The 23,881-nt window shown below is 70.7% G+C and carries 26 protein-coding genes; 14 read left to right on the forward strand and 12 right to left on the reverse strand.

The features are described 5' to 3' along the window. The first annotated feature begins 122 nt into the window (after positions 1 to 122). The 8 genes from KBO27_RS28425 to KBO27_RS28460 all read left to right on the forward strand — a co-directional run bounded on the left by KBO27_RS28425 (position 123) and on the right by KBO27_RS28460 (position 5,993). Positions 123 to 1,256 (forward strand): acyl-CoA dehydrogenase family protein, encoded by a 1,134-nt coding sequence (locus KBO27_RS28425; protein ID WP_210972926.1) that lies wholly within the window; start codon positions 123 to 125, stop codon positions 1,254 to 1,256. 24 nt (positions 1,257 to 1,280) lie between these two features. Continuing rightward, entirely contained in the window at positions 1,281 to 1,646 is a 366-nt protein-coding gene (locus KBO27_RS28430) for a hypothetical protein (protein ID WP_210972927.1), read from the forward strand. A 9-nt stretch (positions 1,647 to 1,655) separates the two neighbouring features. Further along, entirely contained in the window at positions 1,656 to 2,954 is a 1,299-nt protein-coding gene (locus KBO27_RS28435) for an aromatic ring-hydroxylating oxygenase subunit alpha (RefSeq protein WP_210972928.1), read from the forward strand. Then, a complete protein-coding gene (locus KBO27_RS28440; RefSeq protein WP_210972929.1) occupies positions 2,947 to 3,456 on the forward strand; it encodes an aromatic-ring-hydroxylating dioxygenase subunit beta in 510 nt (169 codons plus the stop codon). Before KBO27_RS28435 ends, KBO27_RS28440 begins: the two co-directional genes overlap by 8 nt. Continuing rightward, positions 3,453 to 4,187: an SDR family NAD(P)-dependent oxidoreductase gene (locus tag KBO27_RS28445; protein WP_210972930.1), complete on the forward strand. Its 735-nt coding sequence runs from the start codon at positions 3,453 to 3,455 to the stop codon at positions 4,185 to 4,187. The genes KBO27_RS28440 and KBO27_RS28445 overlap by 4 nt, the downstream gene beginning before the upstream one ends. A 109-nt stretch (positions 4,188 to 4,296) precedes the next feature. After that, on the forward strand, positions 4,297 to 4,887 hold the full coding sequence (locus tag KBO27_RS28450) for a hypothetical protein (protein ID WP_210972931.1): 591 nt from the start codon (positions 4,297 to 4,299) through the stop codon (positions 4,885 to 4,887). Then, on the forward strand, positions 4,884 to 5,465 hold the full coding sequence (locus tag KBO27_RS28455) for a class F sortase (RefSeq protein ID WP_210972932.1): 582 nt from the start codon (positions 4,884 to 4,886) through the stop codon (positions 5,463 to 5,465). The genes KBO27_RS28450 and KBO27_RS28455 overlap by 4 nt, the downstream gene beginning before the upstream one ends. Before the next feature lie 63 nt (positions 5,466 to 5,528). Further along, positions 5,529 to 5,993, forward strand: coding sequence for an SRPBCC family protein (locus KBO27_RS28460; RefSeq protein WP_210972933.1), 465 nt, complete (start codon positions 5,529 to 5,531; stop codon positions 5,991 to 5,993). 57 nt (positions 5,994 to 6,050) lie between these two features. Here KBO27_RS28460 and KBO27_RS28465 read toward each other — a convergent pair whose 3' ends face one another. Further along, positions 6,051 to 6,758, reverse strand: coding sequence for a polyamine aminopropyltransferase (locus KBO27_RS28465; protein ID WP_210972934.1), 708 nt, complete (start codon positions 6,756 to 6,758; stop codon positions 6,051 to 6,053). 295 nt (positions 6,759 to 7,053) lie between these two features. Between KBO27_RS28465 and KBO27_RS28470 the strand changes: the two genes are divergently transcribed. Next, entirely contained in the window at positions 7,054 to 8,439 is a 1,386-nt protein-coding gene (locus KBO27_RS28470; RefSeq protein WP_210972935.1) for an amino acid permease, read from the forward strand. Then, a complete protein-coding gene (locus KBO27_RS28475; protein WP_210972936.1) occupies positions 8,439 to 9,239 on the forward strand; it encodes a carbon-nitrogen hydrolase family protein in 801 nt (266 codons plus the stop codon). The genes KBO27_RS28470 and KBO27_RS28475 overlap by 1 nt, the downstream gene beginning before the upstream one ends. Positions 9,240 to 9,630: 391 nt before the next feature. On the opposite strand, the gene KBO27_RS28480 is transcribed toward KBO27_RS28475, so the two are convergent. Further along, positions 9,631 to 9,984 carry a hypothetical protein gene (locus tag KBO27_RS28480; RefSeq protein ID WP_210972937.1) on the reverse strand — a complete coding sequence of 118 codons (354 nt, stop codon included), beginning with the start codon at positions 9,982 to 9,984 and terminating at the stop codon, positions 9,631 to 9,633. A 73-nt stretch (positions 9,985 to 10,057) separates the two neighbouring features. On the opposite strand from KBO27_RS28480, the gene KBO27_RS28485 reads away from it, so the two are divergent. The 3 genes from KBO27_RS28485 to KBO27_RS28495 are packed head-to-tail and all read left to right on the forward strand — an operon-like array spanning position 10,058 to position 12,623. Next, positions 10,058 to 10,984 carry a LysR family transcriptional regulator gene (locus tag KBO27_RS28485; protein WP_210972938.1) on the forward strand — a complete coding sequence of 309 codons (927 nt, stop codon included), beginning with the start codon at positions 10,058 to 10,060 and terminating at the stop codon, positions 10,982 to 10,984. Between the two features lie 28 nt (positions 10,985 to 11,012). Continuing rightward, a complete protein-coding gene (locus tag KBO27_RS28490; RefSeq protein WP_132672857.1) occupies positions 11,013 to 12,089 on the forward strand; it encodes a glycoside hydrolase family 183 protein in 1,077 nt (358 codons plus the stop codon). 57 nt (positions 12,090 to 12,146) lie between these two features. Further along, positions 12,147 to 12,623, forward strand: a complete 477-nt coding sequence (locus KBO27_RS28495) for a hotdog fold domain-containing protein (protein ID WP_210972939.1) — start codon at positions 12,147 to 12,149, stop codon at positions 12,621 to 12,623. A 127-nt stretch (positions 12,624 to 12,750) separates the two neighbouring features. Here KBO27_RS28495 and katG read toward each other — a convergent pair whose 3' ends face one another. Then, positions 12,751 to 14,961 (reverse strand): catalase/peroxidase HPI, encoded by a 2,211-nt coding sequence (katG, locus tag KBO27_RS28500; RefSeq protein ID WP_210972940.1) that lies wholly within the window; start codon positions 14,959 to 14,961, stop codon positions 12,751 to 12,753. Positions 14,962 to 14,978: 17 nt separating this feature from the next. Then, entirely contained in the window at positions 14,979 to 15,392 is a 414-nt protein-coding gene (locus tag KBO27_RS28505) for a Fur family transcriptional regulator (RefSeq protein ID WP_132672899.1), read from the reverse strand. A 171-nt stretch (positions 15,393 to 15,563) separates the two neighbouring features. Here KBO27_RS28505 and KBO27_RS28510 point away from each other — a divergent pair, with 171 nt between their 5' ends. Next, positions 15,564 to 16,205 (forward strand): DUF6461 domain-containing protein, encoded by a 642-nt coding sequence (locus KBO27_RS28510; RefSeq protein WP_210972941.1) that lies wholly within the window; start codon positions 15,564 to 15,566, stop codon positions 16,203 to 16,205. 34 nt (positions 16,206 to 16,239) lie between these two features. Here KBO27_RS28510 and KBO27_RS28515 read toward each other — a convergent pair whose 3' ends face one another. From KBO27_RS28515 to KBO27_RS28550, 8 genes are all read right to left on the reverse strand, one after another. After that, complete coding sequence (locus KBO27_RS28515; RefSeq protein WP_210972942.1) at positions 16,240 to 16,398, reverse strand: hypothetical protein; 159 nt, start codon at positions 16,396 to 16,398, stop codon at positions 16,240 to 16,242. 183 nt (positions 16,399 to 16,581) lie between these two features. After that, positions 16,582 to 18,033, reverse strand: a complete 1,452-nt coding sequence (locus tag KBO27_RS28520) for a cytochrome P450 (RefSeq protein WP_210972943.1) — start codon at positions 18,031 to 18,033, stop codon at positions 16,582 to 16,584. Positions 18,034 to 18,333: 300 nt separating this feature from the next. Then, positions 18,334 to 18,864, reverse strand: a complete 531-nt coding sequence (locus KBO27_RS28525) for a hypothetical protein (protein ID WP_210972944.1) — start codon at positions 18,862 to 18,864, stop codon at positions 18,334 to 18,336. After that, positions 18,861 to 19,340, reverse strand: coding sequence for an Rv1363c family protein (locus tag KBO27_RS28530; RefSeq protein WP_210972945.1), 480 nt, complete (start codon positions 19,338 to 19,340; stop codon positions 18,861 to 18,863). Before KBO27_RS28530 ends, KBO27_RS28525 begins: the two co-directional genes overlap by 4 nt. Beyond that, positions 19,337 to 20,632, reverse strand: a complete 1,296-nt coding sequence (locus KBO27_RS28535; RefSeq protein WP_210972946.1) for an MCE family protein — start codon at positions 20,630 to 20,632, stop codon at positions 19,337 to 19,339. Before KBO27_RS28535 ends, KBO27_RS28530 begins: the two co-directional genes overlap by 4 nt. Further along, entirely contained in the window at positions 20,632 to 21,789 is a 1,158-nt protein-coding gene (locus KBO27_RS28540; protein WP_210972947.1) for an MCE family protein, read from the reverse strand. The genes KBO27_RS28535 and KBO27_RS28540 overlap by 1 nt, the downstream gene beginning before the upstream one ends. After that, positions 21,789 to 22,904: an MCE family protein gene (locus KBO27_RS28545; protein WP_210972948.1), complete on the reverse strand. Its 1,116-nt coding sequence runs from the start codon at positions 22,902 to 22,904 to the stop codon at positions 21,789 to 21,791. Before KBO27_RS28545 ends, KBO27_RS28540 begins: the two co-directional genes overlap by 1 nt. Continuing rightward, on the reverse strand, positions 22,901 to 23,881 hold the full coding sequence (locus KBO27_RS28550) for an MCE family protein (RefSeq protein WP_210972949.1): 981 nt from the start codon (positions 23,879 to 23,881) through the stop codon (positions 22,901 to 22,903). The genes KBO27_RS28545 and KBO27_RS28550 overlap by 4 nt, the downstream gene beginning before the upstream one ends.

Consider the following 23,881-nt stretch of genomic DNA (forward strand, 5'->3'; position numbering starts at 1 on the left):
CGGATAGGTCTTCCCGCCACCGCGGCTGAAGGATTCCCCTACCCGGCAGCTGGGCAATCCCGATGTCGCACCTCGTGGCCGCTGCATAGCGTCGGATCGCAACCGGACGACAGGAGCGTGCCATGCCCCAGGGATTCGCCGGCGACGCGGCGTGGGAGGCCGTGCTGGCCGAGCTCGCCGAGCGCCGCGAGGAGTTCCACGCGCAGTCCTACGTGCCTCCCGACTTCGTCGCGCGGCTCAAGGAGCTCGGCCTGTTCCGCGCCTCCACACCGGCGAGGTTCGGCGGCGAGCCGATGCCGCCGCCGGAGTTCCTGCGCGGTGTCGAGCGCATCGCGTCGGTGGACGGGTCGACCGGGTGGGTCGCCGGTTTCGGCTCGGCCGGAACGTACCTGGCGTGCCTGCCGCTGGACACCCAGGCGAAGCTCTACGCCGACGGGCCCGACGTGGTCTACGGGGGCGCGATGTTCCCGGTCAACCCGGTCACCCCGACCGAGCGCGGCTACCTGGTCACGGGGCGGTGGCGGTTCGCCAGCGGCTGCATGGCCGCCGACGTCCTCAGCGTCGGCATCCCCGGGGACGCCGACGGCGACAACCGGCCACGCGCGGCGATGCTGCGGCCCGAGCAGGTCGAGATCGTGCAGGACTGGGACGTCTCGGGGATGCGAGCCTCGGGCTCGTTCGACGTGGTCGTCGACGACGTCGAGGTGCCGCGCGAGTGGACGTTCATCCGGGGTGGCGGGGCGTGCGTGGACGAACCGCTCTACCGCTACCCCACCATCGGCTACCAGGCGCAGGTGCACGCCGCGGTGGGCCTCGGGGTGGCGCAGGCAGCGCTGGACTTCGCCTCCCGGGCGGGTTCCCGCACCGGTGTCACCGGCGCTCCCCCGCTGGCCGACCGCGCCTACTACCGCACCGGGTACGCCCAGGCCGTGGCCGCGATGCGCTCGGCGAGGGCGTTCTACTACGAGGTCGCCGAGGAGGTCTGGGACGCGGTGGCCTCCGGCGGCGAGGTCGGCGACGAGCACAACGCGATGATCCGGCTCTCGGCCACCCACCTGGCCGCGACGGCGGCGCAGGTCGTGCACGAGGTGTGCGGTTTCTCCGGGACCTCCACCATCGACAACTCCCACCCGCTGCAGCGCATGCGCCAGGACTCGCAGGTGCCCGCGTTGCACGCGTTCCTGATGCCCTCGATGTACGACGCCGCGGGCGCCGTGCTGCTGGGCAGGCCGCCGACCGTTCCCGGATTCCGCTGATCCCGCCACGACACAGGAGTTGCCATGGCCCATCCGCCACTGCGCGTGCTGTTCTGCATCGGCATCAACCAGAACTTCTTCGACCTCCCGCGCGACGGGGTCACCGCCGGCGACGTGTGGACGGCCTTCGTCGAGATGATGGACGGCATCAAGGCGCTGCCCGGGGTCGACTTCATCGGCGACATCGACGACGACAGCCACCTGGTCGGGCCGTCCGACTCCTGGCCGTGGACCTGCTACCTGCTGGCCGACGTCGACACCCAGGAGACGGTCAAGGCCGCCTGCAACCTCTTCCGGACCGTCCAAGTCGGACAGTCGGACTGGAAGCTGTGGAAGTACGCCAAGATCGAGGCCCGGATCGGCCGGGCGCTCACGCCGCGCGAGTACTGAGGTGAGACGATGCACTCCGAGATCACCGCGAGCAACGTCCACGACCTCGCGCCCGCCGACCTCGTCGCACCCGACCGGGTCGCGGGCCGGATCTACACCGACCCGGAGATCTTCGAGCTGGAGATGACCCGGATCTTCGAGCGGACCTGGGTGTGGGTCGCCCACGACAGCGAACTGCCCGAGCCGGGCACCTTCAAGTCGACCCACGTCGGCAGGCAGCCGGTCATCGTCACCCGGGACCGGCACGGCGAGCTCCGCACGATGCTCAACCGCTGCCGCCACCGGGGCGCGAGCGTGTGCGAGCGCAAGACCGGTCGCGCCAACGGTTTCACCTGCCCCTACCACGCCTGGTCCTACGGCCTGGACGGCTCGCTGCGCGGACTGCCCTACCCCGACGGCTACAACGGGGTGATGGACCGCAGCGGCATGGGCCTCAAGCGGCTGCGCACCGAGTCCTACGGCGGGATGGTCTTCGCGACCTTCGCCGACGACGCCGAACCGCTCGCCGAGTTCCTGGGCGATGCGCGGACGTGGATCGACCGGTTCATGAAGCAGGGCGGCGGGTATCCGGTGAAGGTGCTGGGCACGCACCGGTTCCGGTTCAGCGGCAACTGGAAGATCCAGCTGGAGAACACCACCGACGGCTACCACTTCCCGATCGTGCACCGGGCCTGGATGGCCTCGGTGGACGCCGAGACGGCCAACATGATGAGCTTCATGACCGATCCCGCGGCCATCACGCACGATCTCGGCAACGGGCACTCGGTCATGCAGATGGTGCCCGAGCACTCCGACCTCGACGCCGACGACGGCACCGAGAAGCTCCAGGACCGCTTCGCCGGTCTCATCTCCCAGCTGGAGTCGGCGGGCGTCGAGCAGGCCGAGGTCCGGCGGCTCGTGCGGGCGATGCACGGAACCGGGTTCAACCTCAACCTGTTCCCGAACGTGTCGATGTCGATCTCGTTCTTCCGGGTGCTGCGCCCGATCAGCGTGGGCGAGACCGAGATCGAGCACATCGCGATCGGCCCGGACGGGCCACCGGAGATCACCGGCCCGGTCAACCGGGAGCGGCTGCGCGCTCACGAGCACTTCCAGGGCCCGTTCGGCTTCGGCACGCCCGACGACGCCGAGGGCTGGGACCGCGTGCAGCGCGGCACCGCGGGCGCCCCGGAGATGCCGATCATGGTCAACCGCGGGCTGGGGCGCGAGAAGCCCTCGCCGGAGGGCTGGCCGACCTCCCACGTCACCGACGAGACCGGCATGCGCGCCGCCTACGAGAAGTGGAAGCAGGTGATGGGCGATGACTGAGCTGCGGACCCCGACGACGCTCGGCGACGTGCGCGTGTCGCGCGCGATCGAGCTGGTGTGGCGGGAGGCGGACCTGCTCGACCGCAAGGACTACGTCACCTGGCAGGGGCTCTACGCCGACGACGGCGTCTACGTCGTCCCGATCGACCGCGACGCCGAGGAGTTCGACGACGTCCTCAACATGGTCTACGACGACCAGCGGATGCGGCGGCTGCGGGTGAACCGGATGACCGAGGGCTACGCGATCGCCGCCGTCGACTCGGCGATCACCGTCCGCACGGTCTCCCGCTTCGTGACCACCGAGGTCTCCGACTCCCAGGTGTCGTTGCGGGCCGCGCAGGTGCTGGTGGCCTACAAGCGCGGCACCCACGACCTGTGGGCCGCCGACGTCGACTACACCGTCCGGCTGGGCACCGCGCCCGCCGAGGACACCATCGCGCGCAAGGTGATCCGGCTGGTCAACAGCGAGGACGCGGTGCCGGCGGCGGGATTCCTGCTATGACCGCCGTGGTCACCGGAGGCGCCAACGGGTTGGGCCAGGCCATCGCCCGACGCCTGCACGCGGAGGGGCAGGCCGTGGCGATCGCCGACGTCGACGGCACCGGAGCGGTGGAGCTGGCCGCCGCGCTGGATCCCAGCGGTGAGACCGCGCGCGGGTACTCCGCCGACGTGGCCGACCGCGCCGCGCTCGCCGGCCTCCTGGACTCGGTGCTCGCCGATTTCGGTCCGGTGCGGGTGCTGGTGAACAACGCGGCCCGCACCCGGGCCACGCCGCTGTTCGAGATCACCCCGGAAGAGCTGGAAGCGGTGATGGCCGTCAACTTCACCGGGACCTTCAACGCCTGCCAGATCTTCGGCGCCCACATGGCCGAGCAGGGCTACGGGCGGATCGTGAACATGGCCTCGCTGGCCGGGCAGAACGGCGGCACGGCCACGGGCGGCCACTACGCGTCGTCGAAGGGCGCGGTCATGTCGGCCACGAAGGTCTTCGCCCGCGAGCTCGCCGCCCGGGGCGTGACGGTCAACGCCGTCTCCCCCGGCCCCCAGGACTCCCCGATGGTCCGCGACATCGTCGGCGAGCAGAACCTGGAGGCGTTCCAGCGCACCATCCCGGTGGGCCGCCTCGGCGACCCGGCGTTCGTCGCCGACGTCGTCGCCCTGCTCGCCTCCCCGGGAGCCCACTCGGTCACCGGCGCCTGCTGGGACGTCAACGGAGGCCTGTTCATGCGGTGACCGGACATCTCGGTTGGGTAACGCGGCCAACCTTTCCCGGCCACCGGCGTTTCTCCCACATCACCCCGAGGCGATCCGCCTGATCGGGGCTGGGTGAAGGAGAAACATCATGCGCACGCCCACTTTCAGCACGCTCGCGCTGCTGGGCCTGACCGCGGCCCTGGCGGCTGCGCCGGTGGCGCTGGCCGAAACGTCCGCGACCGAACCGGTCCCCGGCGAATCGACGACGACGGAACCGACCACGACGGAGCCCTCCGAGCCGGGCTACCCGCCGCCGTCGCCGTTCATCCACATCACCGGCGACGGCCGGCCGCAGCCCGGTGACGACATCGGGGTCGTGGTCGGGTGCCCGTTCGAGCCGCGCGAGGCCCATTCGCCCGTGCTCGACATCGGCGCCTACGAGCAGGTGGAGACGCCTTCGGGCATCAACACCTACGTGGCGCCCGCGACCATTGACCCCAAGACCGTGCCGGGCGACTACCCGGTCACCGCGTGGTGCGGTCGAGGACAGCACCTGAAGTGGACGTTCACCGTCTACCCGCCCGACGCCGCGGACGACGGCGACGAGGCGACCGCGCCGTCCGGGAGCAGCGGCGCGGAGCCGCGGCAGGTGACCCGGATCCCGAAGGGCGCTCCCGAGACCGGTGGTGGCCCGGAGAGCGTTGATCCGGCCAGGTTCCACGCTGCGGTGAGCCGGTGAGCCGACTCCGCGCGGTGCTGCTCGCAGCGCTGATCGGGTCGCTCACCAGCTGCGGTGGGGCCGCCGTGGAGGGCCCCACCGCACCTCCGGCACCGATCACGCGGGCGAGCATCGCGCTTCCCGCCTCCGACCCGGTGGCACTGCGCATCCCCGCCATCGAGGCCACCTCGACGCTGATCCCGCTCGGGCTCAACGCCGACGACACCGTCGAGGTGCCGCCGGTGGAGACGCCGATGCAGGCGGGGTGGTACCGGTTCGGGCCGACGCCGGGGCAGCTCGGCCCGGCGGTGATCCTCGGGCACGTCGACGGCGGCGGCCAGGACGGGATCTTCGCCCGGCTCCACGAGATCCAGCCCGAGGACGAGGTGATCGTGACCCGCCGCGACGGCCGCACCGCTAGGTTCACCGTCACCCGCGTCGCGCAGGTGCCCAAGACCGAGTTCCCGGCCCAGGAGGTCTACGGCAACAGCGATGCCGCGGAGCTGCGGTTGATCACCTGCGGCGGAGCGTTCGACGCGGAGCGCGACAGCTACCGCGACAACGTCATCGCCTACGCCACGCTGACCGCCGGTGCGTGATCGCACCCTTGTCCGCACGCACGGTGTCGCTTAGCGTTCGACCGGGCGCGAGGGAGGAGCCACGTGGGTGCAGCGGATCGGGACATGCGGGCGGAAGTGCTCATCGACGCCCGCCCGGAGCACGTCTGGCGGCTGCTGACGCGGACCAGGACCCATGCGGACGCCAGCCCGGAGCTCGTGGCGATGCTGCCGCTCAAGCCCGGCGGGTTCCGGCGCGGGCAGTGGTTCCTCGGCCTGAACCGGCGCAAGGCGGTGGTGTGGCCGACCCGCAACGTCGTTGCGGTCTTCGAACCGCAGCGGCGGCTGGCGTGGGACACCACGACCAGCGGTGCCCGCTGGACCTTCGAGCTCGAACCGACCGACTCCGGAACCCGCCTGGTCCAGCACCGCGTCCTCACCCGGACGCTGCCGAAGATCAGCACCGCGTTCGCCACCTTCGCGCTCGGCGGCGAATCCGAGCACGCCGACGAGCTCGAAGCAGGAATGCTGGAAACCCTCCGCCACATCAAGGCGGCGGCCGAGCAATAGAGAGTGCGGGACTCAGCCCGCACCGCCACGCAGAGCAGAGCAAGTTCTGAACCACGCCTAGGTGGACACGCCGACGTAGACCGTGTTGGCCGACGTGCCTCCGGTGTAGTGGTTGTCGAAGCTGACCACGTGGGCGGTGACGTCGTCGAAGACCTCGGCGAGGTCGCGGGTGAAGCCGTCCTCCGGCGGATCGTCGGACCACAGCGCGAAAACGCCGCCCGGGCGCAGGTGCGCGGCCATCGCGCGCAGGCCGTCGGGGGCGTAGAAACCGGCGTGCCCGCTGTCGAGCACGTTCTGCGGGGAGTGGTCGATGTCGAGCAGGATCGCGTCGAACCGGCGACCTCCGTCGAAGCCGTCAGAAGATGCGGCGAGCGCGAAGAAGTCCCCGTGCACGAACCGGTTTCGCGGATCACCGGTCAGCTCGGGCGCGAGCGGGAGCAGCCCCTGCTCGTGCCACTCGATGACCTCGCCGAGCCCTTCCACGACCAGCAGCGACCGCACGCGCCGGTCCTCCAGCGCGGCCCGCGCGGTGTAGCCCAGTCCGAGCCCACCGACCACGACGTCGAGCTCCGAACCCGACGACTTGGCCAGGCCCAGCCGCGCGAGCTCGACCTCGGCGACGGTGAACAGGCTCGACATCAGGTACTCGTCGTCGAGCTTGACCTCGAAGACGTCCACGTCGAGCACCGGGTCCCGGCGCCTCCGCAGGCTGATCGCACCGATCGGCGTCTCCCGCCAATCGAGCTCCTCGAACCGCACTCCCACAGCGCCACCTCTCCCGAAAACGACGACCCTACCCGCCACCTGGCCCAACGCCCCGCAACCCGTCCCCTCGGGACCGAGACGGCGTTTTCACCGGTATTTCCGGATGCCGCAACGTTCGAACGTCAGGCGGCTCCCTCCGCAACGATTGCGGCTTCTCTGTACACGGTTGCCTCGCTAACGTTGCCCGCCAGCGTGGTGTGGCAGTTCACATCGAGGCGGGCGCACCGTTGCGTCCACAGTGGAGGCATTCGTGGTGGAGGACGCTCTCGCGCCGTCGCGCGGACCGAGGAACGGCGTGGGGGCACAGCTCGTGCGGCGCAAACCCATCGCGGACCTCGTCGCCGACAGCGGGCAGGGTCAGGGCGGCTCGCTGCGGCGTTCGCTGGGGCTGTGGCAGCTGACCATGCTCAGCGTCGGTGCCACGCTGGGCACCGGGATCTTCGTGGTGCTCGGCGAAGCGGTGCCGCTGGCCGGACCGGGCGTGGCGCTGGCGTTCGTCATCGCCGGTGTCACCGCGCTGCTCTCGGCGCTGTCCTACGCCGAGCTCGCGGGCATGATCCCGGTCGCCGGATCGTCCTACTCCTACGCCTACGCGACGATGGGCGAGCTGGCCGCCTGGGTGTGCGGCTGGTGCCTGATGCTGGAGTACGGCGTGTCGGTGGCGGCCGTCGCGGTCGGCTGGGGGCAGTACGTCAACGAGCTCCTGCACCTGGTGGCGGGTGTGTCGCTGCCCGAATCGCTGAGCTCCCCGCCGGGCGACGGCGGGATCCTCAACGTGCCCGCCGCCGTCGTCGTGGTCCTGGCGATGGTGGCGCTGCTGGGCGGCGCGCGGGAGAGCGCGCGGATCAACACCGCGATGGTGCTGATCAAGACGGCGACGCTGGTGCTGTTCTGCGCGCTGGCGTTCACCGCCGTGCAGGACGGCAACTACTCGCCGCTGCTGCCGCTGGGCATGGGCGGGGTGAGCGCGGCGGCCGGGAAGCTGTTCTTCTCCTACATCGGCTTCGACGCCGCCTCCACCGCCGGATCGGAGGCCCGCGATCCGCAGCGCGACCTGCCGCGCGCGATCATGCTGTCGCTGGTGCTGGTCACGGTGCTGTACTGCCTGGTCGCGCTGGCCGCGGTCGGCGCGATGCACTGGACGCTGTTCGAGGGCACCGAGGCGGCGCTGAGCAAGGTGCTCGGCGGCACGACGGGGTCGATCCTGCTGTCGGCCGGTGCGATCGTGGCGGTGGCCAGCGTGGTGCTCACGGTCCTGTACGGGCAGACCCGGATCCTGTTCTCGATGTCGCGGGACGGGCTGGTCCCTCCCCTGTTCTCCCGGGTCGACGAGCGGACCGGGGTCCCGCGGGCGAACACCCTGCTGGTGTCGGGCTTCATCGCGGTGCTCTCGGCCGTGGTTCCGCTCGGTGAGCTCGCCGACGCCACCAGCATCGGCACCCTGTTCGCGTTCGCGCTGGTCAACCTGGCGGTCGTGGTCCTGCGCCGGCGCAACCCGGAGCTGCCGCGCTCGTTCCGGGCGCCGCTGGTGCCGCTGGTGCCGCTGCTGGGCGTGCTGTCCTGCTGCTACCTGATGCTGAGCCTGGGCGCGGCGACGTGGGTGGCCTTCGGCGTCTGGATGCTGGCAGGACTGCTCATCTACTTCGCTTACGGACGGCGGCGCTCTAGTCTGTCGGATTGATGCTCACCGTCGCACTGGACCAGGGTCCGCTCGAACGCCACACTCCGCAGGCGGCGCTGTCGCGCCTCGACGAGGTCGCGCGCCGCGCCGCAGCCGGAGGCGCCCGGCTGCTGGTGTGCCCGGAGATGTCGGTGACCGGCTACAACATCGGCGCCGACATCGAACGGCTCGCCGAGCCCGCCGACGGACCCGTTGGCAGGCGCGTCCGACGCATCGCCGCCGAGCACGGGATCGGGATCGTCTACGGCAATCCCGAGCGCGTCGGCGACGCCGTCCACAACACGTCGTTCCTGATCTCGACGACCGGTGAACTCCTCGCGGCCTACCGCAAGACACACCTGTACGGACCGATGGAGCAGAAGTACTTCCGGCCCGGTGACGTGCCGGTCGTGCAGGCCGACTTCGACGGCGTCCGCATCGGCCTGCTGATCTGCTACGACATCGAGTTCCCCGAACCGGCGCGCGCCCACGCGCTGGCGGGCACCGAGTTCCTGGTGGTGCCGACCGCGCTGCTGCCGCCGGAGGACGTCGTGGCCGAAACCCTGGTCCCGGCACGGGCTTACGAGAACCAGATGCACGTCGCCTACGTCGACCGCTGCGGCAGCGAGGACGAGCTCAGCTACATCGGCAAGACGTGCCTGATCGCCCCGGACGGCACCGAACTCGCCCGCGCGGGCAGCGGCGAGGAGCTGCTCTTCGCCCGCGTCGACCCCGCAGCCACCCCCGCCGCCAGGCGGGTCAACACCCAGCTCGCCGAACGCCGTCCCGACCTCTACGCAGGCCTGACCGAGACCCCCTGACGGGCTCGAAATGCCCGTCACATCCCCCACCTCAGCGAGGCTCTCAACGCCCTGGCCCCGCCGTCACAGGCCCGATTCGAATTTCGCGCGAAATTCGAGCCGGAAGTTTGGCGTTCGAATTTCGCGCGAAATTCGAATTCTCACGCTCTGAGCGAACGGTCGCAGGGGCGGAGTCGCTCGTGGCCACGACGTCGTCAGCGCCCCGCGGGGGCATCACCAGTGGGCGTGCTGGTGGGTTCGGGTGCGGCGTCGAAACTTCCGCGTGCCCTGGCCTCCCGCGGTCACGGCACGACCCGCTGGGACCGCGCCTCACCGGGATCGGGTCCACGGCCGGTTTCAGTGGAAATCGGGACCCGGATTTCCACTGAAGTCCGGCCCCACCCGCTCGGCCTCAGCGGGACCGGGCCATTCCCGCGATGGCGATGTGGGCGTTGTCGGCGGCGTCGCGGGCCTGGGCGAGGTGGGTCCGGGCGCGGTCCAGCCACTGGTTCGCGGTGAGGGCGGATTCGACGGGGTCACCGGCGAAGGGGCCTTCGACGTTGGTGAGCTCACCCGCGCACGCGCGGTCCACGAGCCCGTCACCGAAGCTGCCCAACGCGGCGTCGAGCGAGGTCAGGAGCTGGCGAAGCGAGCCGAGCGTCCAGTAGACGTCCTCGCCCAGGGCATCCGCGCCGGTCTGCCGGGCCGCGATGAGCACGGTGTCCCGAGCCGCGCGGTACGCCTGGTCGGGCTGTTGTGGCTTCACGAGGACCCAGTGTTCACCGGATTCGACATCAGCGAAAGTTACTTGTTCTGGAACACTGGGTTAGCCTGGCTGAATGCCCCTGGACCCGCGCCGCCTCCTGCTCCTGCGCACCGTTCGCCGGACCGGGAGCGTGCTGGCCGCCGCCCGGCTGCTGCACCTGACCCCCTCCGGGGTGTCGCAGCACCTCACGAAGCTGGAGAACGAGCTGGGCATCGACCTGGTGGACCGGGAGCAGCGCGGCGGCGGCAGGACGATCCGGTTCACCCCGGCGGGCAACGCGCTCGCCGATCACGCCGGTCGGGTCGCCGAGGCGCTGTCCGAGGCGGAGCGGGACATGGAGCAGTTCCGCGAGGGACCGGCGGGCCCGTTGCGGATCGGGGGTTTCTCGGTGGCGATCAGCGAGCTGGGGGCGCCGGTGGCCATGCGGATGGCGGCGGCGAACCCGGCGCTGGACCCGCACGTCTACGAGATCTCCGAGTCCGAGCGGCTGCACGCCCTCGCCACCGGCGAGCTGGACCTGATCCTCAGCGAACGCCCCGGCGCCGACGGACCGGAACGCCCTCCCGGCGTCGTCGAGGTGGACCTGATGCGGGATCCGTTCCGCGTGGTCGTGCCCGCCACCTGGCCGTCGGACGCCGAGCCGGCGACGCTGCTCGCGCGGCGGTGGATCACCACGTCGTTCGGCCCCGCGACCCGCCGCCACCTGGAGCGGATGTGCCGCGAGCACGGGCTCGAACTCGACTCCTACGACATCGGCACCGGCACGGCGCCGACGCTGCTCGGGCTGGTGGCGCACGGGCTGGGCGCGACGATCATCCCGTCGCTGACGCTGCGCCAGAACCCGTCGCCGAAGGTGCGGCTCAGCAACGCCATCGCCGACCCCGGTTCCCGCGTGCTCACCTGCCTGCACCGGGAGAACGCGCCCGCGATCGTGCACCACATGATCAACGAGCTCCGCCACTACGCGGCCACCGAGCTGCAGCACGTACCGTCGGGGTGACCGACGAAAGCCGACGAAGGGCAACGGATTGCGCAAGGTCAAGGACCTCACCGGACCGGGGATCACCGACCACCTGGGCATCGGCGGCACGGACCTGGGGGTCACCGCGGTCGCACCGGACGGCCGACTGGTGGCGGTGTTCGGCGACACCTTCGACCGCGCCGGGGTCGGCGGACCGGGCTGGCGCTCGCCGGTCGTGGTCTTCGGCGACGCCGCCAGCGCGCTGAGCGGCATCCGCTGGACGGGCTCGTACGGGCCGCGCAGCGACTACGCCGACCAGGCCCTGCCCTACGAGCACGACTCGGTCATCCACGGACGCCCGGTCAGCACCGTGCTGCCCACCGATCTCATCACCATCGGCCGGGAGATGTTCCTGCACGTGATGGTGTGCCAGGGGCTCGGCAACGTGCACTGGACGGAGATCCACCGCTCGACCGACAACGGCGAGACCTGGGAGCACACCGGGGCCACCTGGCCCGGCGACGCGCACGGCGGCCTGTTCCAGATGCTGACCTGGGAGCTCGGCGACGACGGTTTCGTCTACGCCTTCTCCACCGGTTTCCAGCGCGACAAGGGCCTGATCCTGCAGCGCGTGCCCGCCGAGCGGATCACCGACCCCGGCGCGTGGCAGGGCTGGGGCTTCCGCGACGGCCAGTGGGCGTGGCACAACCCGCCGACGGTGGCGCTCACCGGCTCCTACGGCGAGCTGTGCCTGCGCAAGGTCGAGAACCGCTGGCTGCTGGCGCTGTTCAACGCCGGCGACTACCGGGTGGACGTGCTCAACATCGACGAGCCGACGTCGAACCTCTACGAGGCGGTCCGCGGCACGGTCCTGCACGGTTGCGCGTGGGGCTGCGAGGATCACGGCGCCGGTCACGTCGCCCAGCTCTACGGCGGCTACATCGTCCCCGGGTCCACGCTCGACGACCTGCACCTGGTCGTCAGCCAGTGGAACACCGAGCGCAACTGGCCGTACCGGGCGATGCAGTTCGCCGGCACCGCGCCGCGTCCGGGCGACCGGCCGCTGCCGCCTCCCCCGCCGCCGGGCGAGTCCGGGGGCGTGCTGCGAGGTGCGGCGAAGCTGGCGCGGAGGTTCCTGAGCTGAGTGAGTTGGCGCACCGGACCACGGAGGTTACTGGCGGGTAATATACGCTCTCGGGTCATGAGCTCCCAGACTCCGACCTTCGCGCTCTGGAACAAGGCCTCCCGGGTCTTCGGCGGCCGCGGACTGTTCTCGCTGAGCGTGGCCCTCAAGGCGCCCTACTTCCGGACGATCCTGCCGATGGTCCAGGAGATGAAGCCCGGCCGCTGCGTGGTCACCTCGCCGAAGTGGTGGGGCGTGCACAACCACATCGGCACCTACCACGCCATCGCCGCGTGCAACCTCGCCGAGGTCGCGATGGGCATGGTCGCCGAGGCCACCGTGCCCACCTCGCACCGCTGGCTGCCGAAGAAGATGAACGTCGAGTACCTCGCCAAGGCCGAGACGAGCCTGCGCGCGGTCGCGGAGCTCGACGCGATCCCGGAGTTCGGCGACGAGGGCCAGGAGATCGACGTCCCGGTCAACGTCTACGACAAGAAGGACCAGGTCGTCGTCCGCGCCACCATCACCATCTGGGTCACCCGCAAGAAGAAGTAGTCCCGAGACGCGGAAAGGCCCCGCCCTGAACAGGACGGGGCCTCACCACGGCGTGAGCCGCTGCTTCGAGCGCGGGACTCAGCCCGCGCTCGAAGCAGAGCGACCGCGGATGCTCGAACCGCGAGGATCAGACCAGGTCGTAGCGGTCGAGGTTCATGACCTTGACCCAGGCCTTGACGAAGTCCTCGACGAACTTCTCCTTGCCGTCGGCCGAGGCGTAGACCTCGGCCAGCACGCGCAGCTCGGAGTTCGAACCGAAGACCAGGTCGGCGCGAGTACCGGTCCAGACGACCGCACCGGAGGCGTCGGTGGCCTCGTAGGTGGACTTGTCGTCCGAAGTGGACCGCCACGTGTAGGCCATGTCGAGCAGGTTCACGAAGAAGTCGTTGCTCAGCACGCCCGGCTTGTCGGTGAACACGCCGTGGTTCGAACCGTCGTAGTTCGCACCCAGCACGCGCAGACCACCGATGAGGACCGTCATCTCCGGGGCGCTCAGGGTGAGCAGGTTGGCCCGGTCGATGAGGCTGTACTCGGCGGGGAGCTCCGCGGCCTTGCTGGAGTAGTTGCGGAAACCGTCGGCGATGGGCTCCAGCGCGTCGAAGGAGTCCGCGTCGGTGTGCTGCTCACCGGCGTCGACGCGACCCTGGGTGAAGGGCACCTCGATGCTGGAACCCGCGTCGGCGGCGGCCTTCTCGACGGCGGCGGAACCGCCGAGCACGATCAGGTCGGCCAGCGAGACCTTCTTGCCGAAGGACTGCTGCACGCCTTCCAGGGCCGAGAGCACGCCCGCCAGCTGGTCCGGGTTGTTGACCTCCCAGTTCCGCTGCGGCTCCAGGCGGATGCGCGCACCGTTGGCGCCGCCCCGCTTGTCGCTGCCGCGGAAGGTCGAAGCCGAGGCCCACGCGGTGGACACCAGCTGCGACACCGACAGGCCGGTCTCCAGGATCTTGGCCTTGAGCGACTTGATGTCCTCATCGGACAGGGTGTCGTTGTCGTTGGCCGGCAACGGGTCCTGCCAGATCAGGTCCTCGTCCGGGACCTCCGGGCCGAGGTACAGCGACTTCGGACCCATGTCGCGGTGGGTCAGCTTGAACCAGGCGCGGGCGAAGGCGTCCGCGAACTCGTCCGGGTTCTCCATGAAGCGGCGCGCGATCGGCCCGTAGATCGGGTCGACCTTGAGCGCGATGTCGGTGGTCAGCATGTTCGGCGCGATCCGCTTCGACGGGTCGTGCGCGTCGGGCACCGTGCCCTCGCCCGCGCCGCCCTTCGGACGCCACTGCCAGGCACCGCCCGGTCCCTGGTAGACCTCCCACTCGAAGCTGAGCAGGTTCCACAGGAAGTTGGTGGTCCACTTGGTGGGCGTGGAGGTCCAGGTGACCTCGATGCCGCTGGTGATGGTGTCGGCGCCCTTGCCGGTGCCGTAGTTGTTCTTCCAGCCCAGGCCCTGAGCCTCGAGACCGGCGCCCTCCGGCTCGGCCTCCAGGTTGGAGTCGGGGGCGGCACCGTGGGTCTTGCCGAAGGTGTGACCACCGGCGATCAGCGCGAGGGTCTCCTCGTCGTTCATCGCCATCCGGCCGAAGGTCTCGCGGATGTCGCGCGCGGCGGCCACCGGGTCGGGCTGACCCTCCGGGCCCTCCGGGTTGACGTAGATCAGACCCATGTGGGTGGCACCCAGCGGACGCTCCAGCTCGCGCTCGCCCGACTCGGTCGAGATGCGCTTGTCGCTGCCCAGCCAGGTGGTCTCGGCACCCCAGTAGACGTCGTCCTCGGGCTCCCAGTCGTCGACGCGGCCGCCGCCGAAGCCGAAGGTCTTGAAGCCCATCGACTCGAGCGCGACGTTGCCGGTGAGGACCATCAGGTCCGCCCAGGAGATCTTGCGGCCGTACTTCTGCTTGACGGGCCACAGCAGGCGGCGGGCCTTGTCCAGGCTGACGTTGTCCGGCCAGGAGTTCAGCGGGGCGAACCGCTGCTGACCGCCGCCGGCGCCACCGCGGCCGTCGCTGATGCGGTAGGTGCCCGCGGAGTGCCAGGCCATGCGGATCATCAGCGGGCCGTAGTGACCGAAGTCCGCCGGCCACCAGTCCTTGGAGTCCGTCAGGACTTCCTGGATGTCCTTCTTGACCGCGGCCAGGTCCAGCGTCTTGAACTCGGCGGCGTAGTCGAAGTCCTCGCCCAGCGGGTTCTTGTTCGGGTGCTGCTTGGCCAGGATCTTCAGGTTGAGCCGGTTCGGCCACCAGTCGCGGTTGGCGTCACCCTGGGTGGGGTGAGTCAGGCCCCCGTGCGCGACCGGGCAACCACCGGTTTGGTTCGTCTCTTGGGTGTCAGGGCTGTCAGACACGGGAATCCTTCCGAATTTCAGTGCAGTTCTTCAGCGGATTCGGGGGCGCAGGCTGCGCAGAGCCCCCAGTAGATGACCTCTGCCTCGTCTATGACGAAGCCGTGGGAGTCCGACGCCTCCAAGCAAGGCGCGGCACCCACGGAGCAGTCGACGTCGTGTATCTCGCCGCACGACCGGCACACGACGTGGTGGTGGTTGTCTCCAACCCGCGCTTCGTAGCGGGCCACGGAACCCATCGGCTGGATCCGGCGCACCAGGCCCGCGACGGTGAGCGCGCGCAGGACGTCGTAGACGGCCTGGTGGGACACCTTGGGCAGGTCGTGGCGAACCTGTCCGATGATCGAATCGGTGTCGGCGTGCGCGTTCTCGTGCACTGCGGACAGCACTGCCACCCGAGGTCGCGTCACACGCAGCGCAGCCTCGCGCAACATGCGCTCGTAGTCCGCAGTCGTCGTCACGCCCTGCAGCCTGCCGCATTTTCTTGAACTAATCAAGTCAAAGCGGCCCATCATCACCATCCCGAGTGATCCGGATCCACCCCTCCGCACGTGTGATGGGTGCGGAACCCCCGCGCACGATCAGCGACCGGAAGCGAGACATCCGTGCCCGTACCAGGTTTTCCACCGAACGCACTGGACGACGACGGCGATCCGAAGTGGATCACCGAACTGGCCGCCGCGGATCCGAACCACGTCCTGCACGTCGTCCGGGGCCTCGACCCCCAGGCCGCGCTGGAGGCCATCGGCGCCAAGCCGCATCTCATCCAGCCGTGCGAGCTGCCCGCCTCCAAGCCCGACGACTGGACCTCGCTGCCGGGCGCGGCCCTGGGCATCGAGCCCGGCACCGCGGCCGCGCTGCTGGCCGGGCAGGTCGGCGACTGGACGTTCGTCTACGACGACTCCGGGCACACCTTCGAGGAAGCGACCGAGGCGCTGTCGGCGTCCGGCCGCACCGCGGCGACCAGCGTGTTCACCATCAACGCCGACGCGAGCATGACGTTCTCCGTCGACGGTGAGGAGGTCGTCTGGATCAACGTCGACGACCTCCTCGAGGACGACCTCGACGACTTCCCCGAGGAGCTGCGCGCGGCGTTCGAGGCGGCCGGCGTCGTCGAGGACGAGGACCTGGAGCCCGGCCAGTTCGACTACGCGGTGACCATGCGCGCCACCTGCGCCCTGGCCGGCCTGACCTTCACCATCGAGGAACTCCGCGCCCTCCCCCTCATCGGAGCGTCGTTCGGGTGACCCCGGGGCGGACGCCTGGACACGTCGCCGCGGGTCACTTCGCCGCGGCGGCCTCCAGAGCCGGGCGGAACTGGTCGAGGGCGTAGGGCAGGGACAGCGGTGACGGGGTGTTGAGGCCGCGATCGTCGGGTAGGCCATAACGGTGCCCGGCAGCTGGTCGAAGCCCGGGATCTGCGACAGGCCGCCCGGTCACCGCCGTTGATCATGAACGCCACCAGGTCCGCGCGCAGCAGGTCCACGCGCTCCGGGCTGACCCTGATCCGGGCCTGGTGGGCGGCCCTGCCGTCAGGTGGTGGAAGAGGATGCGGCTCCGCCGCACTCATCAACAGCCACTAGCCCCGCGGAGATCGGGCCGGGAACCGCGACGAATCGAAGATCACCTCCGGCGCAGCCGCACCGGCAGCCCGTCGACCGGGACCGGCAGCGACACGTAGTCCCACTTGACCTCGTAGTCGTCCGGGACGCTCCAGGTGTAGGCGCGCAGCATCTCGTGCAGCAGCAGCTTCACCTCCAGCGTCCCGAAGTGCAGGCCGATGCACTTGTGCGCCCCACCGCCGAAGGGCATCCAGGCGAAGCGGTGCGACTTGTCCTCCCGGCGGTGCTCGGCGAAGCGCTCCGGGTCGAAGTCGAACGGGTTCGTCCAGTGGTCCGGGGAGAAGTGGTTGACCAGCGGTGAGACGCCGACCATCGTGCCCGCGGGCACGTGGTGGCCCAGCACCTCGGTGTCGCGGACGGTCTCGCGCACCATCGACGGCACCGGCGCCACCAGCCGCAGCGCCTCCTTGATCACCAGGTCCAGCGTGTCGAGCTTCTCCAGCGCCTCGATGTCGGGGATCTCCTCCCCCATCGCCAGCGACTCGGCGCGGGCCCGCTCCTGCCACTCGGGGTGCTTGGCCAGGTAGTAGGCCGCGGCGGAGCTGGTGATGGTGGAGGTGTCGTGGGCGGCCATCATCAGGAAGATCATGTGGTTGATGACGTCGTCGTCGCCGAACTGCTCGCCGTCCTCGCTGCGGGCGTGGCACAGCGCGGAGAACAGGTCGTCGCCCTCGACCGCGCGGGCGGTCCCGATGTTGTCGGCGAAGTAGCGCTCCAGCAGCTTGCGCCCCGCCAGGCCGGCCGCCCAGCGCCCGCCCGGAACGGGGTAGCGCACCACGGCGGTGGCCGCGCGCACCGAGTCGACGAAGGCGCGGTTGACGCGGTCGGCTTCCTGACCGCTGCGCCGGTCCATGAACACCCGGGTCGCCACGTCGAGCGTCAGCTGCTTGAGCAGCCAGTACAGCCGGGTCTTGTCCTGCCCGCCCCAGGAGGTGACGCCTTCGCGCAGCGTCGGGCCCATCTGGTCGACGTAGCCGGTGAGGCGCTGCCGGGTGAAGGCCTGCTGCATGATGCGCCGGTGCCCGAGGTGCTCCTCGAAGTCCATCAGCATCAGGCCGCGGTGGAAGAACCTGTCGATGAGCTTGCGCCAACCGCCTTGGGAGAACGCCTTGTCCTTGTTGACCAAGGCGGCCGAGGTGGCTTCCGGACCGCCGAGGGTGACCATGCGCTGGCCGAGAGAGTAGGCCCAGGAGACCGGGCCGTAGAGCTCGAACCGGCGCAGCGCGAACGCGGGACCGTAGCGCATGAAGTCCAGCGAGTGGCCGATCAGCGGCGCTCCGGCGTCGCCGAGCACGGGTTTGAGGCCGCTGCCGGGTGGTGGTGGCGCGAGTTCGGTGACGGGCCACTGCTTTTCGAAGATGCGCTGGTCGACCGAGCGCGGCAGCGGCATCGAGGTGAGCGGCGGAACCCGCCGTCGTATCGCTTCGTTGACCTTCTCCAGCTGGAAAACCATTGCTGCTCCTCCCCCTTTGGAAGAACGGCGTGGTCCTGCCGAGTTTTCGGCCGACCGTCGAGCGACCACCTCCGCCCTGAGGACGACCTGAGCGGGGAACAACCTCGGTGAACGACAAGAGGGGGATCAGCTCGTGAACTCAGCGGAACGGGCTCTGACACGGCTCGTGGTGGGAACGTCGTCCCACCGATACTCGCACCGCGCCACCCCGGGGTCAACATCACACCGGCACTGGCACATGATCGGGGTCTCATCCCCGCTGTCACAGACGCGGTGAACATCAATCGAGGAAATACCAGTTCACACCGTGTCCAGAGTGGACACCAGCCAGTCGTCGCCGACCTTCTCCATCGTCACCCGGACCCGAGCTCCCTCGATCAGCGGAGCCGGTTGGCGGCTGCTCGTGGTGAGCTGGTTGATGAACGCCAGCAGCACCACCTGCCGGTCGGTGGCGGTGACGACCCCCAGCGCGGACAGCGTCGTGCGCGTGCTGATCCGGTCGCGGACGGCGGCGGGGCGGATCATGGTGCGCTGGAGTTCGAGGTAGTCGCGGGCGAAGCCGCCGGTCACCGCCCTCTCGGCGGCGGCCAGGTCGCGGTCGAGCGATTCGTGGCTGTAGCTGAGCACCTCGGGGATGCGCCGGGTCGCCACCTCGGTGGCGGCGGCCCGAGCCGCTGCGACCCGGGCGGCGGCGGCCTGCCGCTGGTGCAGGACCACGACGGCGGCCGTGGCCGCCAGCAGCACCACCACGACCAGTGCGGTGGCGATCCGGCGGCGTCCCGGGTTCTCGGCGACGTCCCGCTCCTCGACGGCGTCTGCGGTGGTGGTCATGGCACGAACTCCAGGTTGGCGACGAGCCAGGTCTCGCCGGTCTTCTCCAAGGTGATCCGCAACCGGTACTGGCGCAGCTGGCCCTCCGGTGACGCCGCGTTGCCGACCGTGGCCCGCACCGCGGCGAGCGCGACCGCCGTCGTGCCGTCGGAGCTCGACAGCGCCGCCTCGACCACCTCGCCCCGGGAGGTCACCTTCGAGCCGGTGACGATGTCGCGGAACGCCGTGCTCTGCTGGGCGAACTGGTCCCTGAAGTCACCGGTCGCCAGCGCGGTCAGGCGTTGGGAGTCCTTCTCGACGGTCTGCGCGCTGATGTTGGTCAGCCCCAGCGCGGCCTGCCGCGCGACGACGACCGCCTGCCGGTCGGATTCGTCCCGCTCCGCGGCGGCTTCGGCCGCGTTGTGGAAGTGGGTGCCGAGCGCGGCGAGCCCGATCAGCAGCAGCGTCGCCACCACCAGGCCCCCGGTGCGCCTCACTTGAGCAGCAGATCGTGCCATGTGGTCGGCTCCCCTCCCCGTTGTTCAGCCACGTCACCGAGCACCAGGAGGTGACCGTCGGGCAGCATCGCGTTGCCGGTGCTCGGGTCGTAGGAGGCCACGACCTCCTCCGGTCGCGCCCCGCACGCGGCCGCGGTCGGCCCGCGGCGGCCGGGATCGTTGGCGCACGGGTAGTTCCGCGTTCCGCGGATCGACCGGGGATCGTCGGGAGCGACCTTGCAGTACTGGTCCGGTGGTGTCCGCGCGGGCGAGGTGTCGTCGAAGGAGCGCTGCTGCGACATCGGCGTGTAGCCCGAGTAGCAGGGCGGCGTGCTGTTGACGGAGAAGCGGATGCCCAGGTGGGCGCTGCCGGGCGCGGCACCGGGTTCCTGGACGACGCGTTGCAGCGCCGCGGTCATCGCCGGGTAGAGCACCAGGGTCTGGGAGACGCCGGGCAGCTGGGTCCGGATCACCTGCCCGGTGGCGTCCAGGTCGGCGAGCAGGTGCGGCAGCGCCGGCATCAGCCGGTCCTGCAAGCCGATCAGCTCCTCGGCCGCGGGCGGGGTGCGGGCCAGAACCCCGCGCAGGTCACCGTCGCTGCGCCGCAGCTGCTCGGTGAACGAAGCGAGATCCCTTAGAGTGGAACGGGTTTCGGGTGCGATGTCGCGCTGCGTGCGCAGGAACGGCCCGAGCTCGGCGATGAGCCCGACGGTGGGTTCCAGGTGGAGCCCGGCCTGGTGCAGCACCGTCCTGGTGTTCTCCAGGAGGGTCGTGACCTGCGGTTCCCGACCTCGCAGTCCGGTGGTGAGCTCGTCGAGGACGACGTTGAGCTCCGCCTGCGGGATGGAGGCGGCGAGGTCGTCGAGGCTGGTGATGAGCTCGTCGGTGCGTGGCAGCGTCGTCGTGTCGGTGATGCGGTCGCCCGGTGCCAGCCAGGGCGGTCCGTCGCCGGACGGGGTGAGGTTGACCGACTGCTCCCCGATCGCGGACTTGCTGCGGATCGCGGCGCTCACCCGCGCGGGGACGCGCACGTCGTCGTCGATGCCGAGCGTGGCCACCGCGGTGCCGTCGCCGAGGTCGATCGAACGCACCTTGCCGATCTCGACGTCGCGGTAGCCGACCATCGCGCCCGGGTGCAGACCGGTGGCGTCGGAGAACACGGCGGTGACCTCGTACTGCCCGAAGCCCAGGAGCTGGCGCAGGTCGAGGTAGTTGACCAGCACCGTGCTCACCCCGAACACGGTGAGCACGGCGAAGGCCGCGAGCTGGAGCCGCACTCGTCTGGTGAGCATCAACCACCTCCCAGCAGGTCGCCGAGCAGCGGCAGGGCCGGGTCCGGCGGCGGGTTCGCGGGTGGCGGTGACGGCGGTGGTTCCTCGACGGGCGAGCCGATGCCCAGCGGGCCGCGGATCGGGTCGGTGGCCTGCAGGGCGGTGCGGGCGGCGTCGAAGACGGTCTCGACGGGAGTTCCGGCCAGCAGCCCGGATTCCAGGCTCGGGACCGAGAGGTCCAGGGTCACCGCCAGGTTCAGGAAGTCGCCGCGCACGATCTTCTTGTAGGTGCTCAGCGGGAACAGCAGGGTTCCCAGCGTGTCCAGGGACCTCGGGACGTCGTCGCCGGCTGCGACGAGCTGGTGCAGCGTCGGGCGCAGGTCGTGCACCGTCGCCAGCAGGTCCTCGCGGGAGCGGTTGAGCACGTCGGTTCCGACCGCGCCGAGCCTGCTGGAGGCGTCCAGGGCCGAGCGCAACGCGTCGCGCTGCTCGTTGAGGACGCGGATCCCCGGTCCCAGCTCGTCGAAGGCGCGGCCGAGCCGCTCGGAGTTCGCGCGCAGCCGAGCGGCGAGCCCGTCGACGGCTTCGAGGGAGCGGATGATCTGCGCCTTCTGCTCGTCGGCGGAGCGGGCGAGGACGTCGAGCCGGTGGATGAGGTCCGCGGCCTGCTGCTCGTTCCCGCTCAGCGCCCGGTTGAGCTCGTCGGTGATCACCCGGACCTGGCGCAGTCCCCCGCCGTTGAGCCACAGCGACAGGGCGGCCAGCAGCTCCTCGGTGCCCGGGTAGCGGTTGGTGCGCTCGGCGGGGATGAGGGCACCGTCGCCGAGCCGTCCCACCGGGTCGGGCGGGGCCGCCAGTTCGACGTACTGGGCGCCGAGCAGGCTCTTCTGCCCGATGCTGGCCACGGCGTTGGCGGGCAGCACCACGCCCGGGTCCAGGCCGATCTCGACCTGCGCCTGCCAGCCGTGCAGACCGATGCTGCGGACCGCACCGACGGTGACGTCGTCGACCTTGACCTCCGAGCGCGGCACGAGGTTGGCGACGTCGGCGAAGCGCACCACCACGCGTCGCGCGTCGGTGCCGCTGCCCGGTCCGCCCGGCAGCGGCACCATCCGGGCGCTGTCGACCGCGCACCCCGCCAGCAGGCCGGTGATCAGCAGGAGGGCGATCAGGCGCATCACGGCCCTCCCGGTGGCGGCTGCTGGTGCGGGTTGCCGGGCCGGTGCAGCGGGTCCAGGCCGACCGGCAGGTGCGGTGCGTCCAGGGGTCGCAGCAGCGGGTCCAGCGCCGCCCGGCAGTCGTCGATGGTGCCGCCGGCGGAGAACACCATCTGGCAGCTGAAGGTGGACAGGCTCGCGGTGTAGGGGATCTGCACCCGCGTGCTGGCCGAGCCGGTGACCGGTTCGTAGACGTTGTAGAGGTTGGCCAGCGACTGCGGCGCGATGTGCAGGACCTCGGCGAGGTCGGCGCGGCTCGCGGCCAGCGTGGCGGTGACCTCGCGCAGCGAACCGACGGTGTCGCCGAGCTGCTGCTCGTGGGTGCGGGTGAAGTCGGTGATCGTGCCCAGCGCCCGGTCGGAGGAGGCCAGCGCCTGGCTCAGGCTCGCGCGGTTGTCCTCGGCGAGGGCGCTGATCGAGGCCAGCTGGGTGGAGAAGGCCCGCAGCCGCTCCTGGCTCGCGTTGAGGTTCGAGGTGAACTCGTCGAGGTCGCGCAGGCTGCCGAACAGGTCCTCGCTGCCCGCCGCGACCGTGGTGGAGGTCCCGGCGAGCGCGTCGAGGGTGCGGCGGAACTCGGGCCCGTTGCCGCCCAGGTTGGCAGCTCCGGCCTCGATCGCGCGGGACACGGCGCCGTCGCGGTTGGCGCCGCCGGGCCCGAGCGCCTTGGCCAGTTCGGTGAGCTCGGCGTTGGTCCGGTCCCAGTCGGCGGGCACCAGGGTGCGCGATCGCGGGATCTCGGCGTCGTCGGCGAGCACCGGCCCGCCCCGGTACACCGGCGCGAGTTGCAGGTACCGGCCGCTGACCAGGCTCGGCGCGACCAGGGCGACGGAGGTGTCGGCGGGGACCGCGCGGTCGGCGTCGTAGCCGAAGCGCACCCGCACGCCCGTGCCCTCGGGCACGATCTCCTCGACCTCCCCGACCCGCACGCCCAGCACCCGCACCTCGTCGTCGACGTGGATGCCGCTCGCGCTCGCGAAGTGGGCGGTGGCGTGCTTCTGCCCGTCGGCGGACAGCAGGTGGGCCGCGGCGGCCACGAACAGCACCGCGCACAGGATCGCCAGGGCTCGGCGAATCATCGGTTCCCCCTCCCGAGCAGCTGTTGCAGGCCTGGAACCGCGTTGGTCGGCGGGATGTTGGCGAAGTAGGCGTCCAGCGCGGGCATCGTGGAGACCACCTCGCCGAGCGTGCGCAGCATCGGCACGGCCTCGTGCACGGCGGTGGTGATGTTGTCGCGGTTCTCCCGCAGGATCGCCAGCACCGAGTGCAGCTCGGCCAGCGCCGGCCGCAGCTGCGCGTCGTTCTCCCGCGCGAGCGCGTCGAGCTGGTCGGCGGTGGTGGTCAGGTCGGCGAGCAGCCGTTCGATGGCGGCCTGGCGCTCGTTGAGCGCCGCCAGCAGCACCGTTCCCTCCTCGAAGATCGCGCGCAGGTCCGCATCGTGCTGCGCCAGAACCCGCGTCGTGGCCCGCGAGTGCTCGAGCAGCGACCGCAGCTCGGTGTCGCGGGCGTTGACGCTCTCGGCCAGCCGCCGCAGCCCGGTCAGCGCTCCGGGGACGCTGCGCGCGGTTCCTTCGAGCGTTCCGGCGACGGTGTCGATGGCCGCGGTGAGCCGCTCGGTGTCCAGCCGCGAGGTCTGCTCGGTCAGGCCCTGCAGCGCCTGGGTGACGTCGAAGGGCGCGACGGTGCGCGACAGCGGGATCTGCGCGTCGTCGGGGAGCTCGCCGGGCCCGGCGGGGGCGAGGCTCAGGGCCTTCTCCCCGAGCGCGCTCTGGGCCTTGATCGCGGCGGTGCTCGTCTCGCCCACCCGCAGGTCGGGCTCGTCCACGGTGAAGGAGACGAGCACGTCGGTGTCGCGCAGCTCGACGCCCTCGACGCGGCCGACGGTCATGCCCGACACGACGACGGGATCACCTTCGACCAGTCCCCCGGCCTCGGCGAACACCGCCTGCAGTCCTCGTCCGGCCAGCAAGGGCGAGATCGCGTCGCCGCTGAGGGAGAACAGCACGGCGATCGCGATCAGCACCGAGCCGATCACGCCGAGCCGCGAGTCGGTCAT

The organism is Saccharopolyspora endophytica, from assembly GCF_018070075.1.
GTDB lineage: Bacteria > Actinomycetota > Actinomycetes > Mycobacteriales > Pseudonocardiaceae > Saccharopolyspora > Saccharopolyspora endophytica.

Coding starts and splice junctions, on each gene's coding strand:
- KBO27_RS28545 (WP_210972948.1), bottom strand. CDS start 22,904: ATGATTCGCCGAGCCCTGGCGATCCTGTGCGCGGTGCTGTTCGTGGCC.
- KBO27_RS28475 (WP_210972936.1), top strand. CDS start 8,439: ATGCTCACCGTCGCACTGGACCAGGGTCCGCTCGAACGCCACACTCCG.
- KBO27_RS28520 (WP_210972943.1), bottom strand. CDS start 18,033: ATGGTTTTCCAGCTGGAGAAGGTCAACGAAGCGATACGACGGCGGGTT.
- KBO27_RS28440 (WP_210972929.1), top strand. CDS start 2,947: ATGACTGAGCTGCGGACCCCGACGACGCTCGGCGACGTGCGCGTGTCG.
- KBO27_RS28450 (WP_210972931.1), top strand. CDS start 4,297: ATGCGCACGCCCACTTTCAGCACGCTCGCGCTGCTGGGCCTGACCGCG.
- KBO27_RS28525 (WP_210972944.1), bottom strand. CDS start 18,864: ATGACCACCACCGCAGACGCCGTCGAGGAGCGGGACGTCGCCGAGAAC.
- KBO27_RS28430 (WP_210972927.1), top strand. CDS start 1,281: ATGGCCCATCCGCCACTGCGCGTGCTGTTCTGCATCGGCATCAACCAG.
- KBO27_RS28445 (WP_210972930.1), top strand. CDS start 3,453: ATGACCGCCGTGGTCACCGGAGGCGCCAACGGGTTGGGCCAGGCCATC.
- KBO27_RS28535 (WP_210972946.1), bottom strand. CDS start 20,632: ATGCTCACCAGACGAGTGCGGCTCCAGCTCGCGGCCTTCGCCGTGCTC.
- KBO27_RS28425 (WP_210972926.1), top strand. CDS start 123: ATGCCCCAGGGATTCGCCGGCGACGCGGCGTGGGAGGCCGTGCTGGCC.
- KBO27_RS28505 (WP_132672899.1), bottom strand. CDS start 15,392: ATGTTGCGCGAGGCTGCGCTGCGTGTGACGCGACCTCGGGTGGCAGTG.
- KBO27_RS28540 (WP_210972947.1), bottom strand. CDS start 21,789: ATGCGCCTGATCGCCCTCCTGCTGATCACCGGCCTGCTGGCGGGGTGC.
- KBO27_RS28495 (WP_210972939.1), top strand. CDS start 12,147: ATGAGCTCCCAGACTCCGACCTTCGCGCTCTGGAACAAGGCCTCCCGG.
- KBO27_RS28550 (WP_210972949.1), bottom strand. CDS start 23,881: ATGACCGACTCGCGGCTCGGCGTGATCGGCTCGGTGCTGATCGCGATC.
- KBO27_RS28485 (WP_210972938.1), top strand. CDS start 10,058: ATGCCCCTGGACCCGCGCCGCCTCCTGCTCCTGCGCACCGTTCGCCGG.
- KBO27_RS28435 (WP_210972928.1), top strand. CDS start 1,656: ATGCACTCCGAGATCACCGCGAGCAACGTCCACGACCTCGCGCCCGCC.